The sequence below is a fragment of the Kitasatospora sp. NPDC001527 genome (assembly GCF_040298605.1).
Classification (GTDB): domain Bacteria; phylum Actinomycetota; class Actinomycetes; order Streptomycetales; family Streptomycetaceae; genus Kitasatospora.
Genome location: NZ_JBEPAM010000005.1, coordinates 279,311 through 303,437 on the forward strand (window position 1 = coordinate 279,311; position 24,127 = coordinate 303,437).

General features: G+C 73.3%; 21 protein-coding genes. 14 read left to right on the top strand and 7 right to left on the bottom strand.

Annotated features, from left to right (window positions below):
• Window position 1 precedes the first annotated feature (1 nt).
• The 5 genes from ABT238_RS07820 (at window position 2) to ABT238_RS07840 (ending at window position 6,646) form a co-directional block, all read left to right on the top strand.
• Window positions 2-1,420, top strand: coding sequence for a uracil-xanthine permease family protein (locus tag ABT238_RS07820; RefSeq protein ID WP_350559853.1), 1,419 nt, complete (start codon window positions 2-4; stop codon window positions 1,418-1,420).
• A 167-nt stretch (window positions 1,421-1,587) separates the two neighbouring features.
• The gene (locus tag ABT238_RS07825) at window positions 1,588-2,316 is read left to right on the top strand and encodes a polysaccharide lyase family protein (RefSeq protein WP_350559856.1); all 729 of its coding nucleotides are present in this window, start codon (window positions 1,588-1,590) and stop codon (window positions 2,314-2,316) included.
• Window positions 2,317-2,344: 28 nt separating this feature from the next.
• Window positions 2,345-2,905, top strand: a complete 561-nt coding sequence (locus tag ABT238_RS07830; protein WP_350559859.1) for an OsmC family protein — start codon at window positions 2,345-2,347, stop codon at window positions 2,903-2,905.
• Between the two features lie 95 nt (window positions 2,906-3,000).
• The gene (locus tag ABT238_RS07835; protein ID WP_350756043.1) at window positions 3,001-4,575 is read left to right on the top strand and encodes a phytoene desaturase family protein; all 1,575 of its coding nucleotides are present in this window, start codon (window positions 3,001-3,003) and stop codon (window positions 4,573-4,575) included.
• Window positions 4,576-4,684: 109 nt separating this feature from the next.
• Window positions 4,685-6,646, top strand: coding sequence for an ATP-binding cassette domain-containing protein (locus ABT238_RS07840; protein WP_350756046.1), 1,962 nt, complete (start codon window positions 4,685-4,687; stop codon window positions 6,644-6,646).
• A 67-nt stretch (window positions 6,647-6,713) separates the two neighbouring features.
• On the opposite strand, the gene ABT238_RS07845 is transcribed toward ABT238_RS07840, so the two are convergent.
• From ABT238_RS07845 to ABT238_RS07860, 4 genes are all read right to left on the bottom strand, one after another.
• Window positions 6,714-7,418: a hypothetical protein gene (locus ABT238_RS07845; protein ID WP_350559868.1), complete on the bottom strand. Its 705-nt coding sequence runs from the start codon at window positions 7,416-7,418 to the stop codon at window positions 6,714-6,716.
• Window positions 7,419-7,560: 142 nt separating this feature from the next.
• A complete protein-coding gene (locus tag ABT238_RS07850; RefSeq protein WP_350559871.1) occupies window positions 7,561-7,893 on the bottom strand; it encodes a hypothetical protein in 333 nt (110 codons plus the stop codon).
• A 208-nt stretch (window positions 7,894-8,101) separates the two neighbouring features.
• On the bottom strand, window positions 8,102-9,238 hold the full coding sequence (locus ABT238_RS07855) for a hypothetical protein (protein ID WP_350756048.1): 1,137 nt from the start codon (window positions 9,236-9,238) through the stop codon (window positions 8,102-8,104).
• Between the two features lie 504 nt (window positions 9,239-9,742).
• Complete coding sequence (locus tag ABT238_RS07860; protein WP_350756050.1) at window positions 9,743-12,214, bottom strand: ATP-binding protein; 2,472 nt, start codon at window positions 12,212-12,214, stop codon at window positions 9,743-9,745.
• Between the two features lie 179 nt (window positions 12,215-12,393).
• Here ABT238_RS07860 and ABT238_RS07865 point away from each other — a divergent pair, with 179 nt between their 5' ends.
• The 5 genes from ABT238_RS07865 to ABT238_RS07885 all read left to right on the top strand — a co-directional run bounded on the left by ABT238_RS07865 (window position 12,394) and on the right by ABT238_RS07885 (window position 17,301).
• On the top strand, window positions 12,394-12,765 hold the full coding sequence (locus ABT238_RS07865; RefSeq protein WP_350559880.1) for a peptidase inhibitor family I36 protein: 372 nt from the start codon (window positions 12,394-12,396) through the stop codon (window positions 12,763-12,765).
• A gap of 147 nt (window positions 12,766-12,912) precedes the next feature.
• Entirely contained in the window at window positions 12,913-14,097 is a 1,185-nt protein-coding gene (locus ABT238_RS07870; protein WP_350756052.1) for a hypothetical protein, read from the top strand.
• Window positions 14,098-14,422: 325 nt separating this feature from the next.
• The gene (locus tag ABT238_RS07875; RefSeq protein WP_350756055.1) at window positions 14,423-15,628 is read left to right on the top strand and encodes a hypothetical protein; all 1,206 of its coding nucleotides are present in this window, start codon (window positions 14,423-14,425) and stop codon (window positions 15,626-15,628) included.
• A gap of 19 nt (window positions 15,629-15,647) precedes the next feature.
• A complete protein-coding gene (locus ABT238_RS07880) occupies window positions 15,648-15,833 on the top strand; it encodes a hypothetical protein (RefSeq protein WP_350559889.1) in 186 nt (61 codons plus the stop codon).
• Between the two features lie 103 nt (window positions 15,834-15,936).
• Window positions 15,937-17,301, top strand: coding sequence for a DUF6895 family protein (locus tag ABT238_RS07885; RefSeq protein WP_350559892.1), 1,365 nt, complete (start codon window positions 15,937-15,939; stop codon window positions 17,299-17,301).
• Between the two features lie 231 nt (window positions 17,302-17,532).
• Here the strand turns inward: ABT238_RS07885 and ABT238_RS07890 are convergent, their stop codons facing one another.
• Complete coding sequence (locus ABT238_RS07890; protein WP_350756057.1) at window positions 17,533-18,042, bottom strand: HAD domain-containing protein; 510 nt, start codon at window positions 18,040-18,042, stop codon at window positions 17,533-17,535.
• 40 nt (window positions 18,043-18,082) lie between these two features.
• Window positions 18,083-18,973, bottom strand: coding sequence for a methyltransferase domain-containing protein (locus tag ABT238_RS07895; RefSeq protein WP_350559898.1), 891 nt, complete (start codon window positions 18,971-18,973; stop codon window positions 18,083-18,085).
• A gap of 367 nt (window positions 18,974-19,340) precedes the next feature.
• On the opposite strand from ABT238_RS07895, the gene ABT238_RS07900 reads away from it, so the two are divergent.
• Complete coding sequence (locus ABT238_RS07900) at window positions 19,341-20,000, top strand: hypothetical protein (RefSeq protein ID WP_350756059.1); 660 nt, start codon at window positions 19,341-19,343, stop codon at window positions 19,998-20,000.
• A 150-nt stretch (window positions 20,001-20,150) separates the two neighbouring features.
• On the top strand, window positions 20,151-20,678 hold the full coding sequence (locus ABT238_RS07905) for a peptidylprolyl isomerase (protein ID WP_350559904.1): 528 nt from the start codon (window positions 20,151-20,153) through the stop codon (window positions 20,676-20,678).
• A gap of 96 nt (window positions 20,679-20,774) precedes the next feature.
• On the opposite strand, the gene ABT238_RS07910 is transcribed toward ABT238_RS07905, so the two are convergent.
• Entirely contained in the window at window positions 20,775-21,725 is a 951-nt protein-coding gene (locus tag ABT238_RS07910) for a 5'-nucleotidase (protein WP_350756061.1), read from the bottom strand.
• Between the two features lie 574 nt (window positions 21,726-22,299).
• Here ABT238_RS07910 and ABT238_RS07915 point away from each other — a divergent pair.
• Entirely contained in the window at window positions 22,300-22,716 is a 417-nt protein-coding gene (locus ABT238_RS07915) for a peptidoglycan-binding domain-containing protein (protein WP_350559910.1), read from the top strand.
• A gap of 456 nt (window positions 22,717-23,172) precedes the next feature.
• The gene (locus ABT238_RS07920; protein ID WP_350559913.1) at window positions 23,173-24,090 is read left to right on the top strand and encodes a hypothetical protein; all 918 of its coding nucleotides are present in this window, start codon (window positions 23,173-23,175) and stop codon (window positions 24,088-24,090) included.
• The last annotated feature ends 37 nt before the right edge of the window (window positions 24,091-24,127 follow it).

The following is a 24,127-nucleotide window of genomic DNA, read 5'->3' on the forward strand; positions in this document are numbered from 1 at the left end:
CATGGATCTCGGCGTGCGCTGGAAGCTGCACGGTGACGGGCGCACGCCCGCACCGGGAGCGGTCGTCCGCCCCGACGAACGGCTCTCCTGGCCCCGGACGGCAGGGCTCGGCGCCCAGCACGTGGTGGCCATGTTCGGCGCGAGTTTCGTGGCGCCGGTGCTGATGGGGCTGGACCCCAACCTGGCGATCATGATGTCCGGCGTCGCGACCGTCATCTTCCTGCTGGCCACCCGCGGCCGGGTGCCCAGCTACCTCGGCTGCTCGCTCTCCTTCGTCGGCGTGGCCGCGGTGATCCGGGCGCAGGGCGGCACCAGCGCGACCGTCACCGGCGCGGTGTTCGTGGTGGGCGCGGCGCTGTTCCTGGTGGGCCTGGCGGTCCAGCGGTTCGGCGCGCGGATCATCCACGCCGCGATGCCGCCGATCGTCACCGGCGCCGTCGTCATGCTGATCGGCTTCAACCTCGCACCCGTCACCGCCACGACCTACTGGCCGCAGGACCAGTGGACGGCGCTGCTGGTCATGCTGTTCACCGGCCTGGCCGTGGTCTGCCTGCGCGGCTTCTGGTCGCGGGTGGCGATCTTCCTCGGCCTGCTCTTCGGCTACGGGATCTCCTGGCTGTTCGACCGGGTCTTCGGCAAGATTCACGCGGCGGACGGCAGCGGGCAGATCACCGACCACTGGCGCCTCGACCTGTCGGGCGTCGGCAAGGCGGACTGGATCGGCCTGCCGGACTTCCACGGCCCCTCCTTCCAGTGGTCCGCGATCCTGGTCGCGCTGCCCGTGGTGATCGCGCTCGTCGCCGAGAACGCCGGGCACGTCAAGGCCGTGGGGGAGATGACCGGCGACAACCTCGACGACAGGCTCGGCACCGCGATCTCCGCGGACGGCGTCGGCTCCATGCTCTCCACCGCGCTCGGCGGCCCGCCGAACACCACCTACTCCGAGAACATCGGCGTCATGGCCGCCACCCGCGTCTACTCCACCGCCGCCTACTGGGCCGCGGCCGGCTTCGCGCTGCTGTTCGGCATCTGCCCGAAGTTCGGCGCGGTGGTGGCCGCGATCCCCGGCGGCGTGCTCGGCGGCATCACCGTCATCCTGTACGGCATGATCGGCCTGCTCGGCGCGCAGATCTGGATCAAGTCCGGCGTGGACCTGCGCAACCCGCTGAACCTGGTGCCGGCCGCCGCGGGCATCATCATCGGCATCGGCAACGTCACCCTCACGTTCACCGACACCTTCAGCCTCAGCGGCATCGCGCTGGGCACCCTGGTCGTCATCACCGGCTACCACGTACTGCGGGCGCTGGCCCCCGCGCACCTCAAGACACAGGAGCCGCTGCTGGACGCCGGCACCTCCTCCTACGACACGGACGCCGAGGACTCCGGGGAGCCGGGCGGGGCGCAGCGGCCCACCCCGTAGCCGCCCCGCGGCGCCGCACCGAACGGGCCGGCCGGAGGAACTGCCCGAAAGGGCCGCCTCCGGCCGGCCCGCTTGGCCTGACGGGATGTCAGGTGGTCGAATCGGTTCCTGCGTCCGGGCCCGGCCCGGACGGCGTCCCCGTCCACCACGCGCCCACCGGGAGAGACATGTCCGTTCCGTCCCAGCACCGCCAGACCGCCGTCGGCCTCGTGGGCGTGACCGCGCTCGCGCTCTCCTGCGTCGCGGCCACCGCCGGCAGCTCCGCCGCCGCCGGCACCGTCCTGTGGACCCCGAGCACCAGCAAGGGCCCGTCCTCCTTCACCGCCGTCCAGTGCGCCGCGGGCGACTTCGGCGTCGTCAAGGACGCCGTCAAGGGCAGCGTCTGGCGGGCCTACCAGGCCGCGGGCGAGGAGCGCTGCGAGACGCTCGGCCCCGACCTCAAGCAGGGGGACACCTTCTACCTCGGCTGGTCGTCCAAGGTGGACATCAAGGACAGCAACAGCCGCTACGTCTTCCAGCTGAAGTGTTCGCCGAGTACCGGCACGGCCAACCACCCGATCGAGATCGACGCGACGAGCGGACGCATCCGCCTCCAGGAGTGGGACACCGACCACGTCGCGCACACGCTGTGGACCGCGCCGACCGCCAACAACCAGTGGCACTCCTACGCGCTGAAGATCCGCCTCGGCCGCACCGACGGCACCATCGACTTCTGGTTCGACGGCGTGAAGCAGACCTTCACCACCGGCTCCGGCACCTTCAAGGGCACCACCTGGGACGGCGACCGCAACTACCTGAAGTGGGGCTCCTACCACCTCTCCACGGGCGACGCGACGAACACCTTCACCAGCCCCGTGATGGCCACCACCCTGGAAGCCGCCACCACCGGCTCCTGAGCCGGGCGCGTCCCGTACGCTACGGGCCATGACGCAGCAACCAGCGATACCCCGGCCGGGACTGGCCGAGCACCTGCGCGACAAGGGCGCGGCCATGCGCGACGCCGCCCGGCGCCGGCCGAAGAGCGCGGACTGGGAGGAGGAGGTCGGCGCGGTCTGCGTGGCCGACGACGCCACCGGGGTCCGCAAGGTCCGGGTCGGGGACTGGTCGTTCCTCGGCGACGGCGGCCCCGACATCGGCGGGTTCGGCCTCGGCCCGACCTCGCCGGAGCTGTTCTGCGCGGTGGTCAGCACCTGCCTGACGCACACGATCCTGTGTGTCGCGGCACTGGAGGACGTCCCGCTGGACCGGGTCGAGGTCCGGGTGAACGCCCGCAACAACGACGCCCGGTTCTTCGGCGTGCCGACCGAGGCGCCCGCCGTGCCGTACGACCTGACCGCGGAGGTCGAACTGCGCGGCCCGGCCTCCCCGCAGGCCCTGGCGGACCTGCTGGCCACCGCGGACGCGCGCTGCCCCATGCTGCGCCTGGTCCGCTCCGAGCACACCGTCGACGTCCGGCTCTCCCACGACCCGTCCACCGGGGCCTGACCGCCCCCGGGTCCGCCCCGCCGCCCGCCCGCGCGCCTCCGCGTCCCCCGGGCGCCGTGTTCCCCGGGCCGCCCGGGTGCCGTAGCGTGCCGGGCATGGCGAACTCGTCCTCCCGGCACGACGCCGTGATCGTCGGCGGCGGCCACAACGGCCTGGTGGCGGCGGCGTACCTGGCCCGCGCCGGGTACCGGGTGCTGCTGCTCGAACGGCTCCCGCGGGTCGGCGGCGCGGCGGTGTCGGCGCCGGCGTTCACCGGCGTGGACGCCCGGCTGTCGCGCTACGCGTACCTGGTGAGCCTGCTGCCGCGCACCGTGGTGCGCGAGCTCGGGCTGCGCCTGGAACTGCGGCGGCGCCGGATCGCCTCGTACACCCCGGCCGTCCGCGCCGGGAAGCCCACCGGACTGCTGGTGGACGCGGCCGACGCCGGCCGCACCCGGGCGTCCTTCCGGGCGCTGACCGGCGCGGACCGCGAGTGGGAGGCCTGGCGGCGCTTCTACGCGATGACCGGAAGCCTCGCCGAACGGGTCTTCCCGACGCTCACCGAACCACTGCCCACCCGGGCGGAACTGCGCCGGCGGGTCGGCGACGACGCGGCCTGGGCGGCCCTGTTCGAGCGGCCACTGGGCGAGACGATCGAGGAGACCTTCGCCGACGACCTGGTGCGCGGCGTGGTCCTGACCGACGCGCTGATCGGCACCTTCACCCACGCCCACGACCCGTCGCTGCGGCAGAACCGCTGCTTCCTCTACCACGTGATCGGCAACGGCACCGGCGACTGGGACGTCCCCGTCGGCGGCATGGGCGCGGTGACCGACGCCCTCGCGGACGCCGCCCGGGCGGCCGGCGCCGAACTGCGCACCGGCTGCGAGGTCACCGCCGTGGCCACCGACGGCGCCGGCGAAGCCGAGGTGACCTACCGCCACCGGGACGGCGAGGCGACCGCGGCCGCCCGCCGGGTCCTGGTCAACGCCGCCCCGGCGACCCTGGCCCGGCTGCTGGGCGAGGACCCCGGGCCCGCGCCGGAAGGCGCCCAGCTCAAGGTCAACATGGTGCTGCGCCGGCTGCCGCGCCTGCGGGACCCCGCCGCCGACCCGCGCGAGGCGTTCGCCGGCACCTTCCACATCGCCGAGGGCTACCGCCAGCTGGAGACCGCGTACACCGAGGCGGCGGCCGGCCGGATCCCCTCGGCGCCGCCGTCGGAGATCTACTGCCACTCCCTCACCGACCCGTCGATCCTGGGGCCCGAGGCCGTCCGGCAGGGGCGGCAGACCCTCACCCTGTTCGGCCTGCACATGCCCGCCCGGCTGTTCGCCGACCCGGCCGCCAGGGAACGCGCCCTGGCGGCGAGCCTGGCCCGGCTCGACGAGGCGCTGGCCGAGCCGATCGCCGGCTGCCTGGCCACCGACGCCGACGGGCGGCCCTGTGTGGAGGCGAAGACCCCGCCCGACTTGGAGCGGGAACTCGGCCTGCCGGGCGGCCACATCTTCCACCGCGACCTGGCGTTCCCCTACGCGACGCATCAGCCGGAGGGCGCCGCCGCCCGCTGGGGCGTGGCGACGGCGCACCCGAACGTCCTGCTGTGCGGCGCGGGCGCGGTCCGCGGCGGTGGCGTCAGCGGCATCCCGGGCCACAACGCGGCCCGCGCCGTCCTGGAGGACTTCGCCCGGTAGGGCCTCACTTTCGGCGCCCGCCTGGCGTGACCCGAAGGAGAGGCCCCTGGTCGCCCGGCCCGGCCACGGGCCGATCGTTTCCGTGCCACGCGTTCGAGGAGGCCCCCGCTTGAGCTCTCCCGCCCCCACCACCGGCAGATCCACCGGAGCCGACGGATCGCACGACGCCGACGACGCCGTGATGATGGAGTGGCAGCCCCCGGGCAGCGACGCCGAGATCATCGACGGCAGCAAGACCACCCTGCGGGCCACCGCCCGCGCCCTGCCCCGCCTGCTCGCCCTCGCCCTGCGCCTCGGCCGCCGTGCCGACCGCCCCGCCCTGGTCGTCCTCCTCACCTGTGCGGCGGCCTCCGCCACCGCGCAGGCCTGCGGTCTGCTGGCCACCACCGGCATGATCACCCACCTGGTCGCCGGTACCGGCTCCATCGCCGAGCGCCTGACCCGCTCGCTCCCGTCCGTGGCCTTCCTCGCCGCCATGGCCGGCACCTCCGCCCTGCTGCGCATCACCGGCGAGTGGGCCGCCGAGCGGATCGGGCCGAAGATCGCCCGGGCCGCCGAGCTGGAACTGATCGACGCCGCCACCCACGCCGAGCTGACCGCCTACGACAACCCCCGCTTCCAGGCCGCCTGGGACGCCGGCGACCGAGGCGCGAGCGCCACCCGGGACCTGCTCTCCCAGGCCCGCGACGTCATCGGCCACACCGCCGGCCTCGCCGCGGCCGGGATCGTGATCGCCACCATCCACCCCGCGCTGCTCCCGCTGCTCGTCCTCGCGGTGATCCCGCAGGCCCTGGCGCGCACGGCCGCCGCCAACGCCTTCTACCGGGCGATGATGGCCACCTTCGGCGCGACCCGCGCGGCCAACGTGCTGCGCTGGTTCCTGTGCGACCGCCGGCTGGCCGCCGAGGTCCGTTCGAACACCATCGCGCCGTTCCTGCTGCGGATCTACGGCCGGGCCGCCGCCAAGGTCACCGACGCCACCGACGCGGCCGCCCGACGCGGCGCCGTGCTCGCCCTGTACGGGGCGGTCGCCTCCGGTGTGGGCGCGTGCCTGGTCTGGGGCGGCCTCGCGTGGCTGCTCGCGGACGGCCGGGTCACCCTGGCCTCGGCCGGCACGGCGGTCATCGCGCTGCGCGCCGCCGCCTCCGACCTGCACGCCGCCGCCGACTACAGCGCCGCCGTCCACCGCACCGGACTCTACGTCGGGGACTGGCAGACGTTCATCACGATGGCCCGCGCCCAGCGCCTGGACCGCGGCACCCTCGCCCCGCCGGCCGGCACGTCGGTGATCGAGGCACGGGGCGTCACCTTCAGCTACCCGGGATCGGACCGGGTCGCCCTCAAGGGCGTGGACTTCCGGGTCCGCCGGGGCGAGATCGTCGCCGTGGTCGGGGTCAACGGGGCGGCGAAGTCCACCCTGATGAAGCTGCTGTGCGGCCTCACCCTGCCCGACACCGGAACGGTGACCTGGGACGGCGTCGCCACCCGCGACCTCGACCCGGACCTGCTGTGGCGCCAGACCGCCCTGGTGCAGCAGGACTTCGCGCACTGGCCGCTCACCGTGCGGCAGAACATCACCCTGGGCCAGCCGCACGAGCCCGGCGACGCGGCCGTGCTGGAGGCCGCCGCGGCCACCGGCGCGGACGAGGTGGTCGCCGAACTGGCGGGCGGCCTGGACACCCTGCTGGCCAAGGAGTTCTGGGGCGGCGCCGAGATCAGCGAGGGGCAGTGGCAGCGGGTGGTCACCGCGGCCGCCTTCCACCGGTCGCGCTCCGGCACGCTGCTGATCCTCGACGAGCCGACCAGCGCGATGGACCCGCGGGCCGAGCACCGGATCTTCACCGGTCTCGCGCGGGTCGCCCGGGACTGCGCGACGGTGCTGGTCACCCACAACCTGGAGAACACCAGGGTGGCGCACCGGATCGTGGTGCTCGACCACGGCCGGGTGATCCAGGAGGGCACCTTCGATCGGCTGGCCGCCGAACCGGGGATGTTCGCCGACCTGCGGGCCCTGCAGCACGACCGGGCCGCGAGCGTGCCCGCCCAGCGGACCGACCCGGCCCGGTCCTGAGGACGCCCACGCCCCGGTGGAGGCGGTCCGCCAGGGGGGCGTGCGCGGGCCGGCCGGCCCCCGGCGGTCAGACGTGCAGCTGCGCGGCGAGCTTCTCGGCCAGGGCGCGCAGCGGCTCCCCGGTGAGCGCCGCGTCCGGGGAGGCCGCCTCGGTGCCCTGGCTGACCAGCAGGGCCAGATCGCCCTTGTCCGCGACCGGGAGCCGGGCGATGCCGACCGACCCGCGCCCGGGAGTGGTGCCGGCCCGGCCGGGGGAGGGCTGGTCGCGCGAGACGGTGACCAGCTGGTCGGCCGAGAGAGCGCCGGCCCGCTGGATGTAGGGCAGGGCCAGGTTGACCGCGACCCCCTCGGCCGGGGCGGCGAGCACCCCGATCTCCACCGGGGTCGTTCCGGCGGTGTAGGAGCACCACACCTGGACGCTCTCCGGTCGCGCGGGCAGCGTGGCCGGAGTCCGGCCGGGCGCGCTGCCGGCCGGGAGCGGCCGGGCGTCCTCGGACGGGACGACCTCCGCCCGCACCGGCCCGTCCGTTCCCCCGGCCGGGGTGACGCCGCGCTCGATCCCGGCCGCCTTCAGCGCGCCGGCCAGGTCCAGGCCGAACGGGCAGGAGGGCTGCGGACCGAGACCCTGCACCGTCGACTTCAGCTCGGCGAAGGAGAGCGCCGCACCGCCGGACGGGGCGGCGCCGCCTCCGGACGACGAGCAGGCGGCCGTCCCGAGCAGGAGCCCGGCCAGGACCACCGCGGCGAGCGCGGTCTTGCGGTCAGTTGTCATCCGGTCAGCCTACGGTGCCCGCCCGGCCCCACCCGGCCGTCCCCGCCCCGGCGGTCCCCGCCCCGGCCGCGAACGGGCCGTGAACGGGCCGGGGACGGGCGCGGGACGGGCCGTGGCACGGCCGGGGGCCGGCGCCGGTGGTTCACCCGGCCGGGTCCTCCCCCGGGAGCGTGCCGGCGGTAGCGGCGCCGGGCGGGCCGGGGATGACGCCCTGTCCGGCGTTGCGGCAGATGCTGCAGGTGTGCCAGTGCGGTCGCAGGAGTGGTCGGTCGGGATAGTCGGAGTGGTGCGGCGCGAGGGTCATGTCGGAGGTGTCCAGACCGCACAGGGTGCGGGGACCGCAGGCCCCCGAGGCCTCCGTGGGAGCCGTGTGCGCCCGGCGCACCGGGATCTCGGGCTCGGCGGGTCGGTGGTCGGCTCCGAGGAGCCGGATGCTGGTCGGTGTGTCAGGTTCCAGTACGACGACGATGTCCATCTCCTCAACGTGGCCGCAGCGCCGCCCCGCCGCACCCGCACGGTGGCATCCGGACCAATCGGACACCGGCGGGGGACGCCGCACCACCTGACGGAGTACCAGGCGCCCCCGCCGGGGACGCGGCGTCGCCGTCCGTCGCCGTCCGTCGTCGCACCGGAACCCGGAGGGGCCCGGACGCTCGCGGCGTCCGGGCCCCTCCGTCGGCGGATCAGAACGCCGAGGTGTACGCGGTGAGGAAGCGGGACGCGACCGGCGAGCCGGAGGAGCCGTTGAAGCACAGCGGGTAGAGGTTAGCCGTGCCGGCGCTGCGGGCCCAGGGCGTGGCCAGGCCGCAGTAGTCCGGGCCGCCGCCGAAGGCGGTGACCTGCGCGGTGTCCGAGGGCACGGCGATGTTCGGCAGGTTGACGTTGTAGGGGACGGAGCCGGCGAGCGTGTTGACCCCGCCGGAGGAGTTGAAGTTGGTCCCGGCCGGCACGCCGCCGTTGAACCACAGGTAGCCGTAGGACTTCGGCGGCAGCGCAGCCCCGTGCACGGCCCGCTTCTCCGCGTAGCTCAGCGTCCACCGGGTGTCGTACGGCGCGCCGAACGCGTTGAAGCAGGTGACGACCACGGTCTGGCCGCCCGCGGAGGGCGCCCATTCGGCGACCTTGCAGCGCGCGCCGTTGACCGCGTCGACGGCGGTGACCTCGATGTTCCCGGCGGGCGTCGGCTGGCCCAGGCCGGGCAGCCAGGCCTTCCAGGTGCCGGTGCCGCCGTAGCCGACGGTGTTGGTGCCGCCGGCGGAGTTGTACTGGCCGATCACCGCGCCGGTGGAGTTCGCGTAGACGTAGCCGTAGCCGCCGACGGCCGGGGACGGCACGCCGCTGCTGGTGGTGTAGAGCACGGTGAACCGGGTGTCCTCGGGAGCGCCGCCCGGCCGGTGGCAGCCCACCGAGACGTCCTGCCCGGTGCCGGCGGTCGACCAGCCGCGGACCTGGCACCAGCTGCCGGTGCGGCCGACGGCCGTCACGTGCGCGATGCCGCCGGGGCCGGCGATCAGCGGGAAGTGCACCACGTAGGACCCGGTGCCGATCTGGTCCACCTTCACCGGGTTGGCGGCCGGCGAGGGCCAACTGCCCCACTGGCGGGTGGTGTCCGGGACGTAGCCCGGCGGCGGGGTCGGGTTGTCGAGGTACGCGAAGCCCCAGCGGTCGGGCACGGCGGCGTGCGCCGCGCCGGCCGCCGGGAGGCTGACACCCACCAGGGCGGCCAGCATGGCGAGGACGAGCAGCAGGGACCGGACGGCGCGCTGCGCGCGGCCGGCGGGGACGGGTCTGACCGGTGGTACGGCGGTGCCGGCGTGCATGGGCATACCCCTTGGGTGTGAGGAGATCACGGGCGGCCTGCGCGGTGCTGCCCGCCCTGCCGGTGCGCCCGTGCCGGGGTGAGCCGGTGGGCTTGGGCCGACGGGGAATGCCGGTCCGTCAGGGAGGGGACCGGCGCTGCCCGGCGTCGGCCGGCAGTGACGGGGTCGGGGGTCAGGCCCGACGGCGCTCACATCGTAGGGGCGTGCCGGACGGCGGCACAGTCCCGCGGCACGCGCCGCCCGGCCCTTCGCGCGACGGCCGGAGGCCGCCCCTCCGGGTGCCCCCCGCCCCGGCCGCCCCGCCCGCCGCCGCACCGGCACCACCGGTTCCGCCGCGCCCGCCCCGCCCCGCCGGCGCGCTGACCGGAAACCGTCGTTCCGGCCGGTCGTCCGGCGCGCCGCCCCCGGGTCGGCCGATCCGGTCAAGGCACCGGCCGGGCCGTCGACCCGGCCCGTCCCCGCCGCCCGCGACCGGCCTCCCGCGCCTGCGCGCCTCCGCCGCCCTTAGGCGCGCACCGGGGCCGGGAGGCGGTCGTCCTCCGGCCCCGGCGGCGGGGTGCCCGGCACGGGTGCGGCGAGGGCGAGCGCGACGGCACCCTCGGCGTCGAGGGTGCGGCCGTGGGCGAGGGCCCGGGCCAGGCGGTCGGGGCCGAGCACGGCCCGGAGCCGGTGGCGGTTGCGGTCGCCGGCGGCGAGAAGGTCCGCGAAGCCGAAGAGCCGGCGGCCGGGTTCGGGCCAGATCGAGGCGGCGGCACCGACGAGGTGGGCGGCCGCCTCGGGATTGCCGAGATCGGCGAGGACCCAGGCCGTGGTCTCCAGGACCGTGGCGGTGCCCCGGGTGTCCTGGAAGAGGCGCTTGACCGTCAGGCTGCGGCGGAAGCCGGCCAGCGCCTGCGCGGTGCGCCCCTGGGCGTGCCGGACCATGCCGATTCCCCAGAGCACGTACGACAGGTGCCACTGCTCGCCGTGCGCGTGGGCCACCGCCGCGGCCCGCCGGAAGGTGGCGAGCGCGGGGCCGGTGTCGCCCAGGAGGAGGTGGGCCATGGCGGCCTGCGACACCGCCTGCTGGACGCCGAAGGCGTCATCCCGGGCGAGGAACCCCTGTTCGGCGAGCTGGGAGAGCCGTAGCGCGTCGGCCGCCCGGCTGCTCCGGAGCGCGGCCAGGCCCTGCACCAGCCGGGGCCCGGCCGCCGGGCCGGGCGCGTCGCCGACGAGCCGCAGCGAGCGTTCGGCGTAGCGCAGGGCCCGGCCGTTGTCGCCGCACATCGCGGCGAGGTAGGCGCCGGTCCACAGCGCCTCGGCCCGTACCGCGGCCGGGCCGCCGCGGCGGGCGAGGGCGGCGTCCAGCCAGTGGCAGCCCTCGTCGACGGCCTCGGTGTGCCAGTAGAACCACAGGGCGGTGGCCATGCGCTGGGCGGTGGCTCCGCCGTCCGGCAGGGTGAGCGCCGAGGACAGCGCGGCGCGGAGGTTCGGGTATTCGGCGCGCGTCCGGGCCAGCGCGGTGCGCTGGTCGGGCCCGTTGGCGGCGGAGGCGACGCGCTCGGCGAAGCGCGCGTACCACGCGCGGTGCCGGGCGCGGGCCGCGTCCTCGGCGCCGGCGGCCCGCAGCCGGGCGAGGCCGTACTCGCGGACGCTCTCCAGCATCCGCAGCCGCACCGCCGTCCGGTCGCCGTCAGAGGTGAGGACGGAGCGCTCGACCAGCGCGGTGACGACGTCGAGCGCCCCGGCGTCCGCGGCCCCGCTGTCTGAGGCCCCGGTGTCCGCCGCGCCGTCCGCGCCCATCTCCTCGGCGGCCTCCAGCGAGACGTCGCCGGCGAAGACCGACAGCCGGCACCACAGGGCCCGTTCCGCGGGGTCGCACAGCTCGTAGCTCCAGTCCAGCAGCGCCTGCAGGGAGCGGTGGCGGGGGTGGACGGTGCGGTCGCCGTTGCTGAGCAGGGCGTGCCGGTCGCCGAGCCGGCGGGAGAGCTGGTGCAGCGACATCACCCGCAGCCGGCGGGCGGCCAGTTCGATGGCCAGCGGCAGCCCTTCGAGCTGGGCGCAGACCTCCTCGGCGAGGGCCAGCTGTTCGGGCGGCCAGCCGAGACCGGGGGCGGCGGTCTCGGCGCGGTCGACGAGCAGCCGCACGGCCGGGCTCGGCCCGTCACCGCGGTCGGCCGGGAACGGGGCGACGGACCCGGCGGAACGGAACGACAGCGGGCCGATCGGTACCACCGTCTCCTCCGGCAGGCCCAGGCACTGCCGGCTGGTGGCCAGGACGGCGACGGCGGAGGTCCCGCCGAGCAGGGTGCGGACCGCGCGGGCGCAGGCGTCCACCAGGTGCTCGCAGTTGTCCAGGACGAGCAGCGCGCGGCGGTCGGCGAGGGCCTCGACGAGCCGGACCGAGGGGGCCCCGGTGGAGTCGGACGGAACGCCGAGCGCGCGGAGCAGCGTGTGCGCGAGCACCTGCGGATCGGTGGTGTCCGCGAGCTCGATCCACCACACGCCGTCCGGATAGGAGTCCCGGTTGAGTGCCGCCGCACGCAGCGCCAGCCGGCTCTTGCCGACCCCGCCGGTCCCGGTCAGCACGACCAGCCGGGAGCGGAGTAAATGGCGGGTGACATCGTCGAGTTCGGGTTGACGGCCGACGAAGGAGGTCGTCTCGCCGGGCAGCCGCCCCACCGCCGCCGCGGGCCGCTCGGCGCGGGCGCCGGCGGTGGTGCCCGCCGCCGCGCCGCCGGCCACCGCGCGCCAGCGGGCCCGCCACGGCTCGACCTCGGTGACCCCGCAGGCGCGCAGATAGCCCGCGACCACCGGCCAGCTGGCGAGGCGGTGTCCGGCCGCGGCCGAGGACAGGCTGGAGGGGGAGTAGTTGGCCCGCGCCGCCATCGCGCGGTAGGTCGGCGAACCGGCCGCCGCCCGCGCCTGCCGCAACGCTGCGGCGAACGCCTCGACCGGTCCACTGTCCGGGGCGAGGGGCCCTTCACGGCGTCCCATCCCACGGCCTCCCTCTGTCACGCCGAGTGCTCGTCGATCGACCGAGCGTTGATGACCAATTGTTCAACGCTCGCGCGGTGATGGTGACCAACGCCCGGGGCGGACAGCCTGGTTGGCACCGGTCCCGGCCCGTGCCGGGGAACCCCGTGATCAGTAGTACCGATCCGAGGAGGGTCACCATGCGACGCGCACTCCTGTCCGCCCTGTCCACCGCCGTCATGGCCGCCGCGCTGGCGGTCGGCCCGGTCCCCGGCGCGCACGCCGCCGGGACGGCCGACTGCCCGCGCGGCTGGCTCTGCGTCTGGGACCAGACGGACTACCAGGGCCACATGTTCAAGTTCAAGGACGCCAACGCCACCTGGCCGGCGGCCATCGAGAACCACGACGCGTCCTGGTTCAACAACGGCACCTCCGGCCTCACCGCCTGCATCTGGCAGGGCGGGGCCTACACGGGCACCGTGAAGGCGGTCAAGGCCGGCGCGTCCTCCCCGCGCGACTCCGCGCACGCCCACCGGGGCAGCTCCAACGACTGGCGCAGCACCTGCGAGTGACCGCCGTCCGTGGTGCTCGACGCCCTGTCAGGGCGCGTGCCGCAGCCAGGCGTCGAGCACCGCGTCGTCCGCGTCGGTCGGCCCGGTGCGCGGACCGACCCGGTGGAGCAGGGGGCGGGTTCCGGGATCGCGCGGACGGGCTGGTAAGTGAGCGGGTGGTTCCTGGATCACCTCCCTTCGCAAAGGCTCGATGGTGCTGCTACGTGGTTCTGGTCAGGCAGGGGCCAATTCGGGACAACGCCACTGGTCCCGCAGAACCTCCGCGCGGAGGTCGCCTTGGTGGACGCCGGCGATGACGTCGTCCTGTACTGGGACGGTCCGGACAGCCTCAAGTACTGGATCCGTTATCCGGATGGGACTTTGGAGCCCGTCGACCCGCCGGCGCGTCCCGTTCCCGTACCGTTCGGGCCGCACCGGCACACTCCCGCCTTCGCCCTGACGCGGGGCACCACCTACACCCTCGTAGCCGGGACGACCGACGGCAACGGAGAGGTTCAGGAGGGGTACTTCCTCACCACCACCGTCCATGCGAGCATCCCCGAGTTCGAGAGCGGCGTGCGTGCCCCTTGGGCCGAAGGAACGGACGAGCAGGGCCGGGTCACCTTCACCACGGGCGGCGTGAGGGTCGACAACGACAACGGCGCCCTGGGGGCGGTCCTGGCCGGGACCGCCGACATCCACGAGGTGAGGACCGAACAGGTCAGGGGGAGGGGCGCGAACGCCGGCCGGATCGAACTCCCCGACGCCGGCATCACCGTCCATCATGGCCCTGGTCCGGAACTCGGCGCCGTCGTCGCCAAGCGCATCGACGCCGAGGGTGTCAACACCACATGGGCCGGCGACCGCACCGCGGGCAAGGGCTGGATCGAGTTCCCGTCGGCGGGCATCAGCATCCGCAGGGACGGCGGCCAGGAGTCGGGCGCCGTCGCCGCCGACCGGGCGGACCTGAACAGTGTGACTACGCAGTGGGCCGAGGGCCCCAGCGGTACGAAGAGCCGTCTCGCCTTCACCGACACGGGCGTGAAGATCACCGACCCTGACGGCCACCGCGGCACCATCGTGGCGGGCGAGACCAACGTCCGCAGCGTCGTCACCCCCTGGGTCTCGGGGCCCCAGCCCGGCGCGGGATGGATCGCCTTCCGGGTGGAAGGGGTGGACGTGATGCGGGACAGCGAGGTGTCCTTCGGTATCATCCGGGCCGCCTCGTTCGAGGAGAAGGACGGCGGGACCGGACGGCCCCTGCACCGGAGGCTCCCCCCGTACGCGTGGCCCCCGAAGCCGGACAAGCAGAAGCCCTCCACCTCCAGCAACCTGCGTGAGGATCCCGAATAGGCGATTGGCCTCGTTCGGTCGTCCGTTGGGCCCGCGCCTCCAGCTCGCACGCGAGTGGAGCCCTGGTGGGATCTGGCCTCGATGAACGCCGGCAGTGGCTTGGGCACACCGCTGCCCCGGCTTGTAGCAGGCCAATCCCAAGAGGAACGCTCCGTATTCGCGGCGCCGTTTGCGGGAGGCGCGGTACCCGTCGACAGCTGTCACCGTGCGTACAACCTTGTGGATCCAGCCCCGCGAGATGCGCCTTCCGCATCGGCGAGTAGGATTGTACGTAATCGAATCGACGCATCATCAGGTCTTCAGTGACTGGACAGGCCGGTCAGTCATGAACCAAAACGACTTGTGGGCGCCCTTCAAGTTGCTGGGTGACAGCATCGCGTCCGAGTGGCGCGCACACGACTATGCGGAAGACGCGTTCGGTGACATCTCCGCGAGGCTTCTGACCGAAGGCGCCTTCCTCTCTGAGGCGGACGCGCTGGAGCTGGCCTCCCGAGCCGCGGTCGAGCCCGAGTTCCCCGTTCAGGTTGATCTGGATGCACTCTTCGGCCAGCCGCCGCTCACGCTCTACAGCACGAGCCGCTTCCACATCAGCCTGCTGTACTGGCTCGACGCCACGACGTCCATCCACGAGCACGCGTTCCAGGGCGCCTTCCAGGTCGTCTGCGGCTCCAGCCTTCACAGCACGTGGCGCTTCGACGAGCGGACGCGGGTCTGCGGCCGGCTCCGCGTCGGCAGCGCCACCCGGCAAGGGAGCGAAGTCCTCACCGTGGGCGACGTTCGCCCCGTCCTTCCGGGTGCCCGAGGCGCCCATGCCCTCTTCCACCTCGACGAGCCCTCGGCGACACTGGTCGTCCGGACGAGGTCCGACCCGTCCGCGCAGCCCCAGTGCGACTACTACCCGCCGTCACTGTCGGTCGCTTCCTTCGCCGACGACGCTTCGCTGACCCGCCGCCTGCAGTTGCTGCACCTCCTGAGACGGACCGACGAGGGCAGACTGCGGGAAGCCGTCCGAACCACCCTCTGCCTCGACGATCTCGGCTCCGCGGTCACCGTGCTGCTCACGGCGTGCCGGATGGAACTCGGCGACGCCTTCACCGAAGAGGCGGCGGGCATGCTGGCGGACCGGGACGAACGACTGGGCAAGTCACTCCGGGGGGTCGCCGCGAGAGTGGTGCGCGACCACCGCCTCATGGCACTGCGCCGGCGGGTGACCGCTGCCGAGCCGCGCCTGGTCCTCGCACTCGCGCTGAACGGCCTGGACCGCCGGAGCGCACTGGGAGCGTTCGCCGAGAGGTACCGGACCGATCCGGTGGACCGACTGGCAGGAGCTGTCGGGGAGTTGCTCACCCGGACCGACGGGATGGAGCCCTGCGAGCCTCTCCTCGAAATCCTCCGCGGCCTGCTCGGCGGGCTCCCCCCGGAATCCCTCGTCCGCGATCTCGGTCGGCGCCCGGAATACCGGCCCCGACTCATCGAGAAGATCGTGAGTGCGCTCCTGCAGTCTCCGTCCCTGGGTCAGCTATTCCAGTAGTGGAAAGGAGGTGAGAGCAATGGAACAACGCCCGGTGAACCTGGAGAAGCTCGCCGACGAGCTGTCGAGCAGCGAACTCATCCGCCTGGTGGAAAACCTCCGGAGCCAGTTGTCGCCCGAGGTCATCGGCAGCGAGAGGGAGGCCGCGGCGCACACGATCTGCAATAACAACTACTGCATCGTGGTCCGCCCGCTTGAGAAGTAGGAACCGCCGCGGGGCTGCAGGGGCCGGGCTCGTACCTGAATTCGACTCCTGCAACCGCCCCGCGCGCCTCGGAACGAATCATCCACCGCGAAGGTATGCCGCCATGGCCAGCCGCCACAGTCACCTGACGGCGCCGCCCGAGAACAGGCCCCGGGCGGACCAGCTGCGCACCCGGATCAATGAAGTACTGGAGTTCGCCCTCGGGAACCTCCGGCTGATCGACGACTATTCAGAGCACTGGAAGGACGAGGCCGACGCCATCGTCCGCACCGAGGACAAGATCGCCATCGAGACCTCGATGCTCCTGCTGGTGGTGGACCGAGCCGGGGGAGGCCAGGATCGTGCGGTGTGGGACGGGCTCGTGGAGTTCTGTGAGAGCAGGTGCCGGAGCCCGCGCGTCCGATGTGCGATCGCCCGCCATCCCCGGGCGGTTTCAAGCCTGGGTCTGGGACACTACTTCCTTTCCGCGCTGGGCCGCCCCGACGAGGGCATGGACGAACTGGTCCGCAACGCGGTCGCGACCGGCCACGCGGGAACCGAGGAACTCGTTCCCTTCCGTCGCCTCGAATTCCGCTGGGCCCAGCGGAAGGCCGGAGGCGGATCCTCCGAGCAGCTCGGCCAGGTGTCACCGGCGTGGCAGGCCGGGGCGTCGGCCATCGCGTCCGACCACGACGGCCTCTACACCACCCGGGAGGACTGCTACGCGCTGACGCACACGCTCATGTACGCCACCGACTTCGGATCGGACCGGATCCCCGGGGCCGACGAGGACCGGCTCAGGTCCTCGATCGGATCCGCTCTCTGCTTCGCGGTCGCGATCCGTGACTTCGACCTGCTGGGCGAACTGCTGCTCGCCGACGCGGTGCTGCCGGGAAGCGCGTCCGCGTTCGCCTGCTGCGGATGGGCGCTGAGAACCCGGGTACTGAACAGCGGGGGCTCTCTCCCCGGCCCCGCGTTCCGCGCGGACGAATACCGGCACCGGGGAGCCCCCGGCCGGGCCTCGTACGCGTTCCAGCACTCGTACCATCCCGCCTACGTCGATGCGCTGCTCTGCGCGACACTCCTCCGTCGCCAGGACGAGTGGCCCGAATCCGATCCGCACGGCGGGGCGGCGCCTGACCCGGGGACGCTCCGCCGGATCGTCGACCTCGCCTGGCCCGATCCGTCCTCACCGGGGAAGGAAACCGCCCTGGAGCTGTGCGCCCTCCCGATCCCGCTCGCGGCCCGCGTCGAAACCCTCGTCGAGGTCGCGGCCATCGAGACCGTCCGACGCTACGACCTGCTGGCACTGCGCCAACTGCTTCGCGCGGTGCACGGAAGTCCGCTGGAGCGGAGCAGGGGAATGCAGGTCACGGCTCGGTTCCTCGCGAACCAGATCGCCCTTTCCAGGCAGTTGGAACCGCCACCCGCCCGTCCGGGCATCAACGAGCCGGTACGGTCAGCGGGATCCTCCGTAAGCCGCGTCTGACCGTCCGCACGAGGTGGTCCGGATCGGCGAAGGCCGCATTGGCCGGGAAGCCGCGTCGCAGCAGCGACCAGCGAGGCATCGCCACCCGGTAGGACGGGACCCCGGAAAGCTCCCTCGCCGGCCTCCGCCTCCGTGGCGCGATGTTCTGGATCAAGGACCTCACCCGGCCCCACTGATCACGGCCGAACACGTGCCCCGGGATCCTGACGAGCCGCGGTGCTCGGCGCTCCGTCAGAGTGCCTGCCGCAGCCAGGCGTCGAGCACCGCGTAGTCCGCGTCGGTCAGCCCGGTGCGCGGATCGACCCGGTGGAGCAGGGCGGGCCCCGGGTGGTGGGCGGCGACCCAGGCCCGGTCGGCGGCGCCGATCTCGTCGTCGACCCAGGCGAACGGGCGCCCGCCCGCCCACGCGACGAGCGCGCGGGTCTTCCAGTGCAACCCCGCGCGCACGTCCGGTTCCTCGTCGCCGGACGGACCGGGCCAGTCCACGACGGCCAGCGGCGGCAGGCCGAGCAGGGGAGCGACGTACGCGTTCGCGTCGTCCAGCCACGTGGTGGCCCACACGGCCTCGCACGGCAGTGCGGCCAGCCGCGGCCCGTGCCGCGGGTCGAGCCTGGCGAGCAGCGGGTTCCCGCCGGCGTCCGCCGCCCTCCCGTACACCGGGTACGGCGTCGCACCGCCGAACGGGATGAGCGGGCCGTCGACGTCCAGGAACAGCAGCGGACGCCGCGTGGATCCGGTCACCCCCGCACCCTACCGGGCGCCCGCCGCCGCCCGCCGTCGGTCAGTGGGCGGTTTTGCGGGCGCTGACCATCACGTAGCCCAGCTTGTCCCGGCACAGGTCGAGGATGAGGGGGTACGCGGTGTCGAGCTGCCCGGCCGCCTCGGCGCCGAGCCGGCGGGCGAGCTGCTCACGACGGCCCGCGTACACCAGGGGGATGAGGTCGTAGGTGGGGGCGAAGTCGGCGCTCCTGTCCAGGACGCGTTCGATCGCGAAGCCCGCCCCGCGGACGAGGGCGGGATAGTCGTCGAGGGACCGGGGCAGCGGGGCGAGCGCGAAGCCGCCGCGGAACAGTCGCGCCTCCTGCTCGGTGAACGGCACGGCCTCCAGACAGTCCGCGAGGACGAGACGGCCGCCGGGCCGCAGGACCCGCCATGCCTGCCGCAGGGCGCGCGGCCGGTCGGAGAAGTGCGCGAACGACTCGATCGCCCAGAGGGCGTCGAAGGACTCGTCCTCGAACGGCAGGTCCATCGCGTCACCGTGTACGAACTCCGCCTTCCCGGGCGGCTGTTCCCGCTCGGCGCGGGCGGTGGCCTGCTCGGCCTGGCTGCGGCTGGCGGTGATGCCGATGACGTGCCCGCCCGACGCGGCGGCCAGCCGGACGGTCGGCCGGCCGGTGCCGCAGCCGATGTCCAGCGCCCGCTGGTGCGGGGCGAGGCCGAGTTCGGCGATCAGGTCGTCGGTCCACCGGTCCTGGGCCGCGGTGAGTTCCTGCCACGCCTCGTCGGCCGACAGCACGCGCCCGGGATCGGGGCGCCGACCGCCCTCCCACATGCCCATGTGCATGTTGTCGCCCATCGTCAGGCTGTACAGACCGCCCAGCCGGTCGTACCAGGCGCCGACCTCCTGCGCGGACGGCCCCTGACCGCTCTCCTGCTCCACGGCGTCCTCCACGTTCGCTGCGTATCCGGCGGCACGGCGCGCCCCGGTGTCCCACGCTTCGCCCCTCATCCTGCGAGCCCGCCACCCCCGCCGGAAGGGAGCGCCACCCGGCGACCGGAAGCACAGCGCTCCCCACCCGGCGCGCGCCCGCCGCTTCACGACCTCGTCCCGGTCGGCGCCACGCAACGCCAGGAGCACACCGGACCCGCGGCACCGCACGCCATGGCCGCCACCACATCGGCGCACTCACCGGGAACCGAGGCCCGGCCCGACCCCTGCCCGGCAGTGCTCTCGCAGGGCATGCGAGCATGCCGGATCAGGAGCGGCGGCCGGGGCACGAAACGGATGCCGCCGACGACGCGGCGAAGGGCTGGAACACATGCGGGACCTCTCGGCGGAGCGACAGCGCGTACGGCAGTCGCCGCCGCCCGAACTCGTCGCCGAGGCGGCGGCCAACCCGGGCGGATCGGTCGCCGCGATCGACCCGGAGTACATCGGTGATCCCAACGGCTACGTTCCGGCCGAGGCGATCCAGGGCGCCTGGGTCGTCGGTCCGGACGGGAAGCTGACCGGCGAGTTCAGGGAGAGCCCGAACTACGGTCCTCCCAAGGACGACTTCGCCGAGCTCACCGGGTCCGACCACTGGCTCGACTGGCTCGGCGAGCCCGCCCGGGCCATCCGCGACTCCATCGCGCACTGCCTGAGCGACCAGGTCCAGGGAGCGGAGCTGGAGTGGGTCAAGATCCTCGACGAACCCCGCTATCTCACGGGCGGTCGGCGCAGCCCCGGTCACGAGGACCGGATCATCGTCACCAGGGCCGGACTCGCCGTCTCCTTCGCGCTGTCCGTGACGGCGCCCGGACACAAGCGCGAGATCCTCACCGGCGTCTTCACCTGGGTCGCGGCCCGGCTCGACCAGCCGGACGGCAGGAAGGACCAGGTCTGGCTGGACCTCTGGAGCGACCTCGACCGGGCGGAGGCCGAACTACGGGAGCGGATCTACCTCGTGGGACAGCCGGCCCCGAACCCGGAACCGTGACGCGTTCCGCACCCCGTCGATCCGCCCGGGCCGGACGTCCGTTCGGCCGGCGCCACCCGTCCGGGTGAGATGCCGTGTCGCCGCCTTCGGAACGCGCCGCTCGACCCGAAGACTGTCCGGGTCACAGGACCCGACGACCTGAGGATCGAGATGGCGCAAGAGCTGTACGCGACGCTGAAGACCAGCCTGGGAGACATCGTGGTCCGGCTGCTGCCGGACCACGCCCCGAAGACCGTCCGGAACTTCGTGGAGCTCGCCACCGGGGAGCGGCAGTGGGTCGACCCGAAGACGGGACAGCCGACCACGGAGAAGCTCTACGACGGCACGGTCTTCCACCGGGTCATCGAGGGCTTCATGATCCAGGGCGGTGACCCGCTGGGCAACGGCACCGGCGGGCCGGGCTACAAGTTCGCGGACGAGTTCCACCCCGACCTGGCGTTCACCAAGCCGTACCTGCTCGCCATGGCCAACGCCGGGCCCGGCACCAACGGCTCCCAGTTCTTCATCACCGTCGGCCCGACCACCTGGCTCACCGGCAAGCACACCATCTTCGGCGAGGTCGCCGACGAGGCCGGCCAGAAGGTCGTCGACGCCATCGCCACCACGGAGGTCAACCCCCGCAACGACCGCCCGGTCCAGGACGTGGTGCTCGAACAGGTCGTCATCGAGACCCGCTGACGAACGGCCCGCCCCGGCCCCCGTGTTCCCGGCCCCCGTGTTCCTGGCCCCGGGCCGGGAACACGGCGGGGGCGGAGGACCGAGGGACGTCCCGCATCAGGGAGCGGGCGCCTCCGAGGCCGGCTGGTTGAGCAGGCCGAAGGGCACGTGGACGCTGGGAGTCGTCAGAGCGGTACTGGTCAGATGGCCGGCCTGGTCGTCGAAGAAGATGTGCGGCCGCAGCACGGACATGATGCGGCCCTTGTCGATCCCGCCGAGGAAGAACGCGTCGTTCACGCGCAGGCCCCAGTGGTTCAGGCTCAGCACGGCGCGCTCGTGAGCCGGGGCGTTGCGGGCGGTGACGATGGACACGTGCACGCGCATCCGGTACGCCGGGTTCGCGCGCTGCTCCTCCTCCTCGCGCCGCTGGATGCGGTTGACCGCGGCGAGGAAGTCCTTGAGCGGTCCGGGGGCGTGGGCGACGCGCGCGTTCGCGACCTCGTGGGTGCGGAACTCCTCGATGCCGCCGCTCTTGTAGAGCCGTTCGGCGGCGTCGTCCGCGAGCACGCCGTCGAAGTCGAAGGCGATCCGCAGGTCGGTGTCGTCGTGGTCGTCGTCGGCGGCCGGGCCCAGGACGGTCCCGGCGGGCAGGCCGAGCGCGACGGCCTCGCGCACGTCCTCCTGGTCCGCGGAGAGGAACAGCGACATGCTCAGCGCCGGCATGAACCGGTAGGGCGAGCGGCCCTGCATGAACACCGCCCGGCTGATGCTCAACGTGTGGGACTCGATGGAGCGCATCACCCGCAGACCGGTGTCCGGGTCGTTGCGGGACAGCACGATCACCTCGACCAACGGGTCCGCGGCCGGGGCGAGGTCGTTCAGGGAGAGCAGGCGCCGGATGAAGGAGAACGCCACCCCCGGATCCAACGTGTCGTCGAGGTGCTTGCGCTGGTAGGCGCGGTACGCGTCCTCGCCCTGCTCGAGAAAGACCCGGTCGCTCTCGGTGAGATCGAACAGGGCGCTGGAAGCGATGCCGACGACGAGCCGGTCCGCGAGTTCGTACGGCACACCGGCCTCTTTCCTCACATTGGCAAAGGATCATCACATCATCGCATCGACGAGAGGTGCCTGGCCCTCGCTCCGTGCACGGTCCCGCGGAAGCCGCCGATCGCCAGGCCGACGTCGAAGGGTGCTGCCGTCGAGGCGCCCACGGCGGTGAGCGAGGACAGCTCGCCGTCCGCAGGGTGCGGGAGACGGAGCGCGTCATGGTGGTGCTCGCTCTGCTGAAGCCGAAGCGCAGCCCTGCCCTGCCAATCCCACCAGGGGGGGCGAAAGCGACATCGCGGGCAAGCGATAAACCGGCGCCGATGGTGAACGATCGAGGCCGGGTCTTCCGCCGTGGAGGGTGGGGCGCTGAAACATGGGCGAATCAGGGGGAAGAAAACCTGGCAAGACAATCTGGATCTTTCGCGCAATTGCCACCGATCTATAGGTCCATGACCTGTGTCTTTGCGTAATCGTCTCGCGATGCGGACGCTCTGGCTCTTTTCCTGAAGCGGTGGCAGCATCTCGGAGGACGGCGCGAGCCTCGCCCGAAAAGGCGACGGCTCCCTGCGCCAACGGGGCAATGGGAGGGAATTCAATGCGAGCAACACGACGGGCAAAGCTGGCGGCGCTGGCGGTGGCGGCACTCGCCGTCCCGACGGGGCTGGTGGTCGGCCCCGCGGGAACGGCGTCCGCGGCGGGGGTGACGTGCAACAGCTTCAAGTCGTACTACGGCGCCGATGTCCCGTACTACACGGGGACGGGATCGGTCGACTGCTACATGGGCCAGGGTGCCAGTAGCGATGCCGTGTGGGGGCTGCAGTTCACGATGAACTATTGCTACGGCGAGCACCTGACCGTGGACGGGAACTTCGGTGCGCTCACCAGGGCCGCGCTCATCCGGACCCAGCAGAAGGCCGGCACGCCCGCGGACGGCGAGTACGGGCCGAACACCCGCAAGGCCATCCTCCACGACGTTACGTCACCGGGCACGGGCTGCATCCGGGTTCCTTAGTTCCTGCTTCGAACCCCGACCGGCAGGTCAAGAGCCCTCGGCCGGGGACAAGAGCTCTGCGTAGGCGATCGGGGAGCGGTCACGGTGACCGCTCCCCGAACGCCTACCCGCCGGCCGGCCCCGGGCGGACGAGATCGTCGCCGCGTTCCGCCGACTGTGGGCTTTTCCCCGTCTGGCCTGATCATCGCGACCCTCCCGACCGGCACCGGAAGGAGGAATCCCGCCGTCACCGGCCCGGTGGAAGCCGGCGCCCCCGCAGCGACCTGCGACGCCGACGCGCACGTCTACCGGGCGAAGCCCGGCGGGGAGGACGGAAGAGGCACCACGGGCACAGGAACAACCGGCAGCTGTCGCTACCGGTACACCGGGCGTTCGGCGGCCTGTCGGAAACACCTTCGAAGATGTCAGTGGTTCGTGAAAGTGTTCTCCCTGCTCACCCCATCTGACGGAGAACCTGTGACGATCCGCCGCACCACCCTGATCACCACCGCCACGCTGCTTGCCCTGTCCGCCGTGGCCGCCTGCAACGACGGCGACACGCAGTCGGCCCCGACAGCCGCTGCCAGTTCGCCGGCCACGGCGAGTGCGACCGCGACCGCGAGTGCGAGCAGCACCCCGAGCGCGACCGCGACCACGCAGGCCCCCACGCCCACCGCGACCGCCACGCCCACCGCCACGCCGACGCCGACCGCTACGCCGACCGCCACGGGCGCGCCGGTCGACGCGTCCGGCGCGTTCGACCCCGCGGTGGCCCTGGCCAACGCCGACCGGACGCCGTACGCCGCCACCGAGACCCTGAAGACGACCGCGACGGCGGACGGCCAGGGGTCCGTGATCGCCGGCACTGGCCGGGTCAACTTCAACACCCCGACCCGTGAAGGCCGGAGCGAGACGAAGATGACGCTCGGCGACAGCGACGAGCCTCTGCTGTGGATGGAGGTGATCAACACGGGTACGGCCATCTACACGCGTGACAAGACGAAGCCCGGAAGCGCCTGGAGTCCGACGGACACCGACAGCGACGCCCGGGTCGACGACGCCACCGTCTACGCCAAGGCGCTCGTCGAGGCCGGCCCCGCCGCCCGCAAGGGGATGGAACAGAAGAACGGCATCCCGGCGTACCACCTCGCCGCTCGCCTGACGGCCGCCCAGATCAAGAACATCGACCCCAAGGGCTACCAGAAGATGGTCGACAAGGGCGTCGACGCGAGGGACTACGACATCTGGATCGACCGGGCCGGCCGCGTCCTGGCCCACACGATGTCCATGAAGGTGCCCCGTGGCGGCACGACCGTCACATCCGTGAGCACCGTGACCTACACCGACTTCGGACCCCGCGAGACCTTCACCGCGCCGACCGCCGCCGCCAGCTGACCGGCCGGCACCCCATGAGCTGCCCGGCCCGTACCCG

Bases quoted from the DNA above. Each gene is read 5' to 3' on its own strand.
- ABT238_RS07865 (WP_350559880.1), top strand. From the start codon at position 12,394: ATGCGACGCGCACTCCTGTCCGCCCTGTCCACCGCCGTCATGGCCGCC.
- ABT238_RS07880 (WP_350559889.1), top strand. From the start codon at position 15,648: ATGGAACAACGCCCGGTGAACCTGGAGAAGCTCGCCGACGAGCTGTCG.
- ABT238_RS07825 (WP_350559856.1), top strand. From the start codon at position 1,588: ATGTCCGTTCCGTCCCAGCACCGCCAGACCGCCGTCGGCCTCGTGGGC.
- ABT238_RS07830 (WP_350559859.1), top strand. From the start codon at position 2,345: ATGACGCAGCAACCAGCGATACCCCGGCCGGGACTGGCCGAGCACCTG.
- ABT238_RS07915 (WP_350559910.1), top strand. From the start codon at position 22,300: ATGCGAGCAACACGACGGGCAAAGCTGGCGGCGCTGGCGGTGGCGGCA.
- ABT238_RS07820 (WP_350559853.1), top strand. From the start codon at position 2: ATGGATCTCGGCGTGCGCTGGAAGCTGCACGGTGACGGGCGCACGCCC.
- ABT238_RS07845 (WP_350559868.1), bottom strand. From the start codon at position 7,418: ATGACAACTGACCGCAAGACCGCGCTCGCCGCGGTGGTCCTGGCCGGG.
- ABT238_RS07835 (WP_350756043.1), top strand. From the start codon at position 3,001: ATGGCGAACTCGTCCTCCCGGCACGACGCCGTGATCGTCGGCGGCGGC.
- ABT238_RS07855 (WP_350756048.1), bottom strand. From the start codon at position 9,238: ATGCACGCCGGCACCGCCGTACCACCGGTCAGACCCGTCCCCGCCGGC.
- ABT238_RS07885 (WP_350559892.1), top strand. From the start codon at position 15,937: ATGGCCAGCCGCCACAGTCACCTGACGGCGCCGCCCGAGAACAGGCCC.
- ABT238_RS07860 (WP_350756050.1), bottom strand. From the start codon at position 12,214: ATGGGACGCCGTGAAGGGCCCCTCGCCCCGGACAGTGGACCGGTCGAG.
- ABT238_RS07875 (WP_350756055.1), top strand. From the start codon at position 14,423: ATGAACCAAAACGACTTGTGGGCGCCCTTCAAGTTGCTGGGTGACAGC.
- ABT238_RS07850 (WP_350559871.1), bottom strand. From the start codon at position 7,893: ATGGACATCGTCGTCGTACTGGAACCTGACACACCGACCAGCATCCGG.
- ABT238_RS07905 (WP_350559904.1), top strand. From the start codon at position 20,151: ATGGCGCAAGAGCTGTACGCGACGCTGAAGACCAGCCTGGGAGACATC.
- ABT238_RS07900 (WP_350756059.1), top strand. From the start codon at position 19,341: ATGCGGGACCTCTCGGCGGAGCGACAGCGCGTACGGCAGTCGCCGCCG.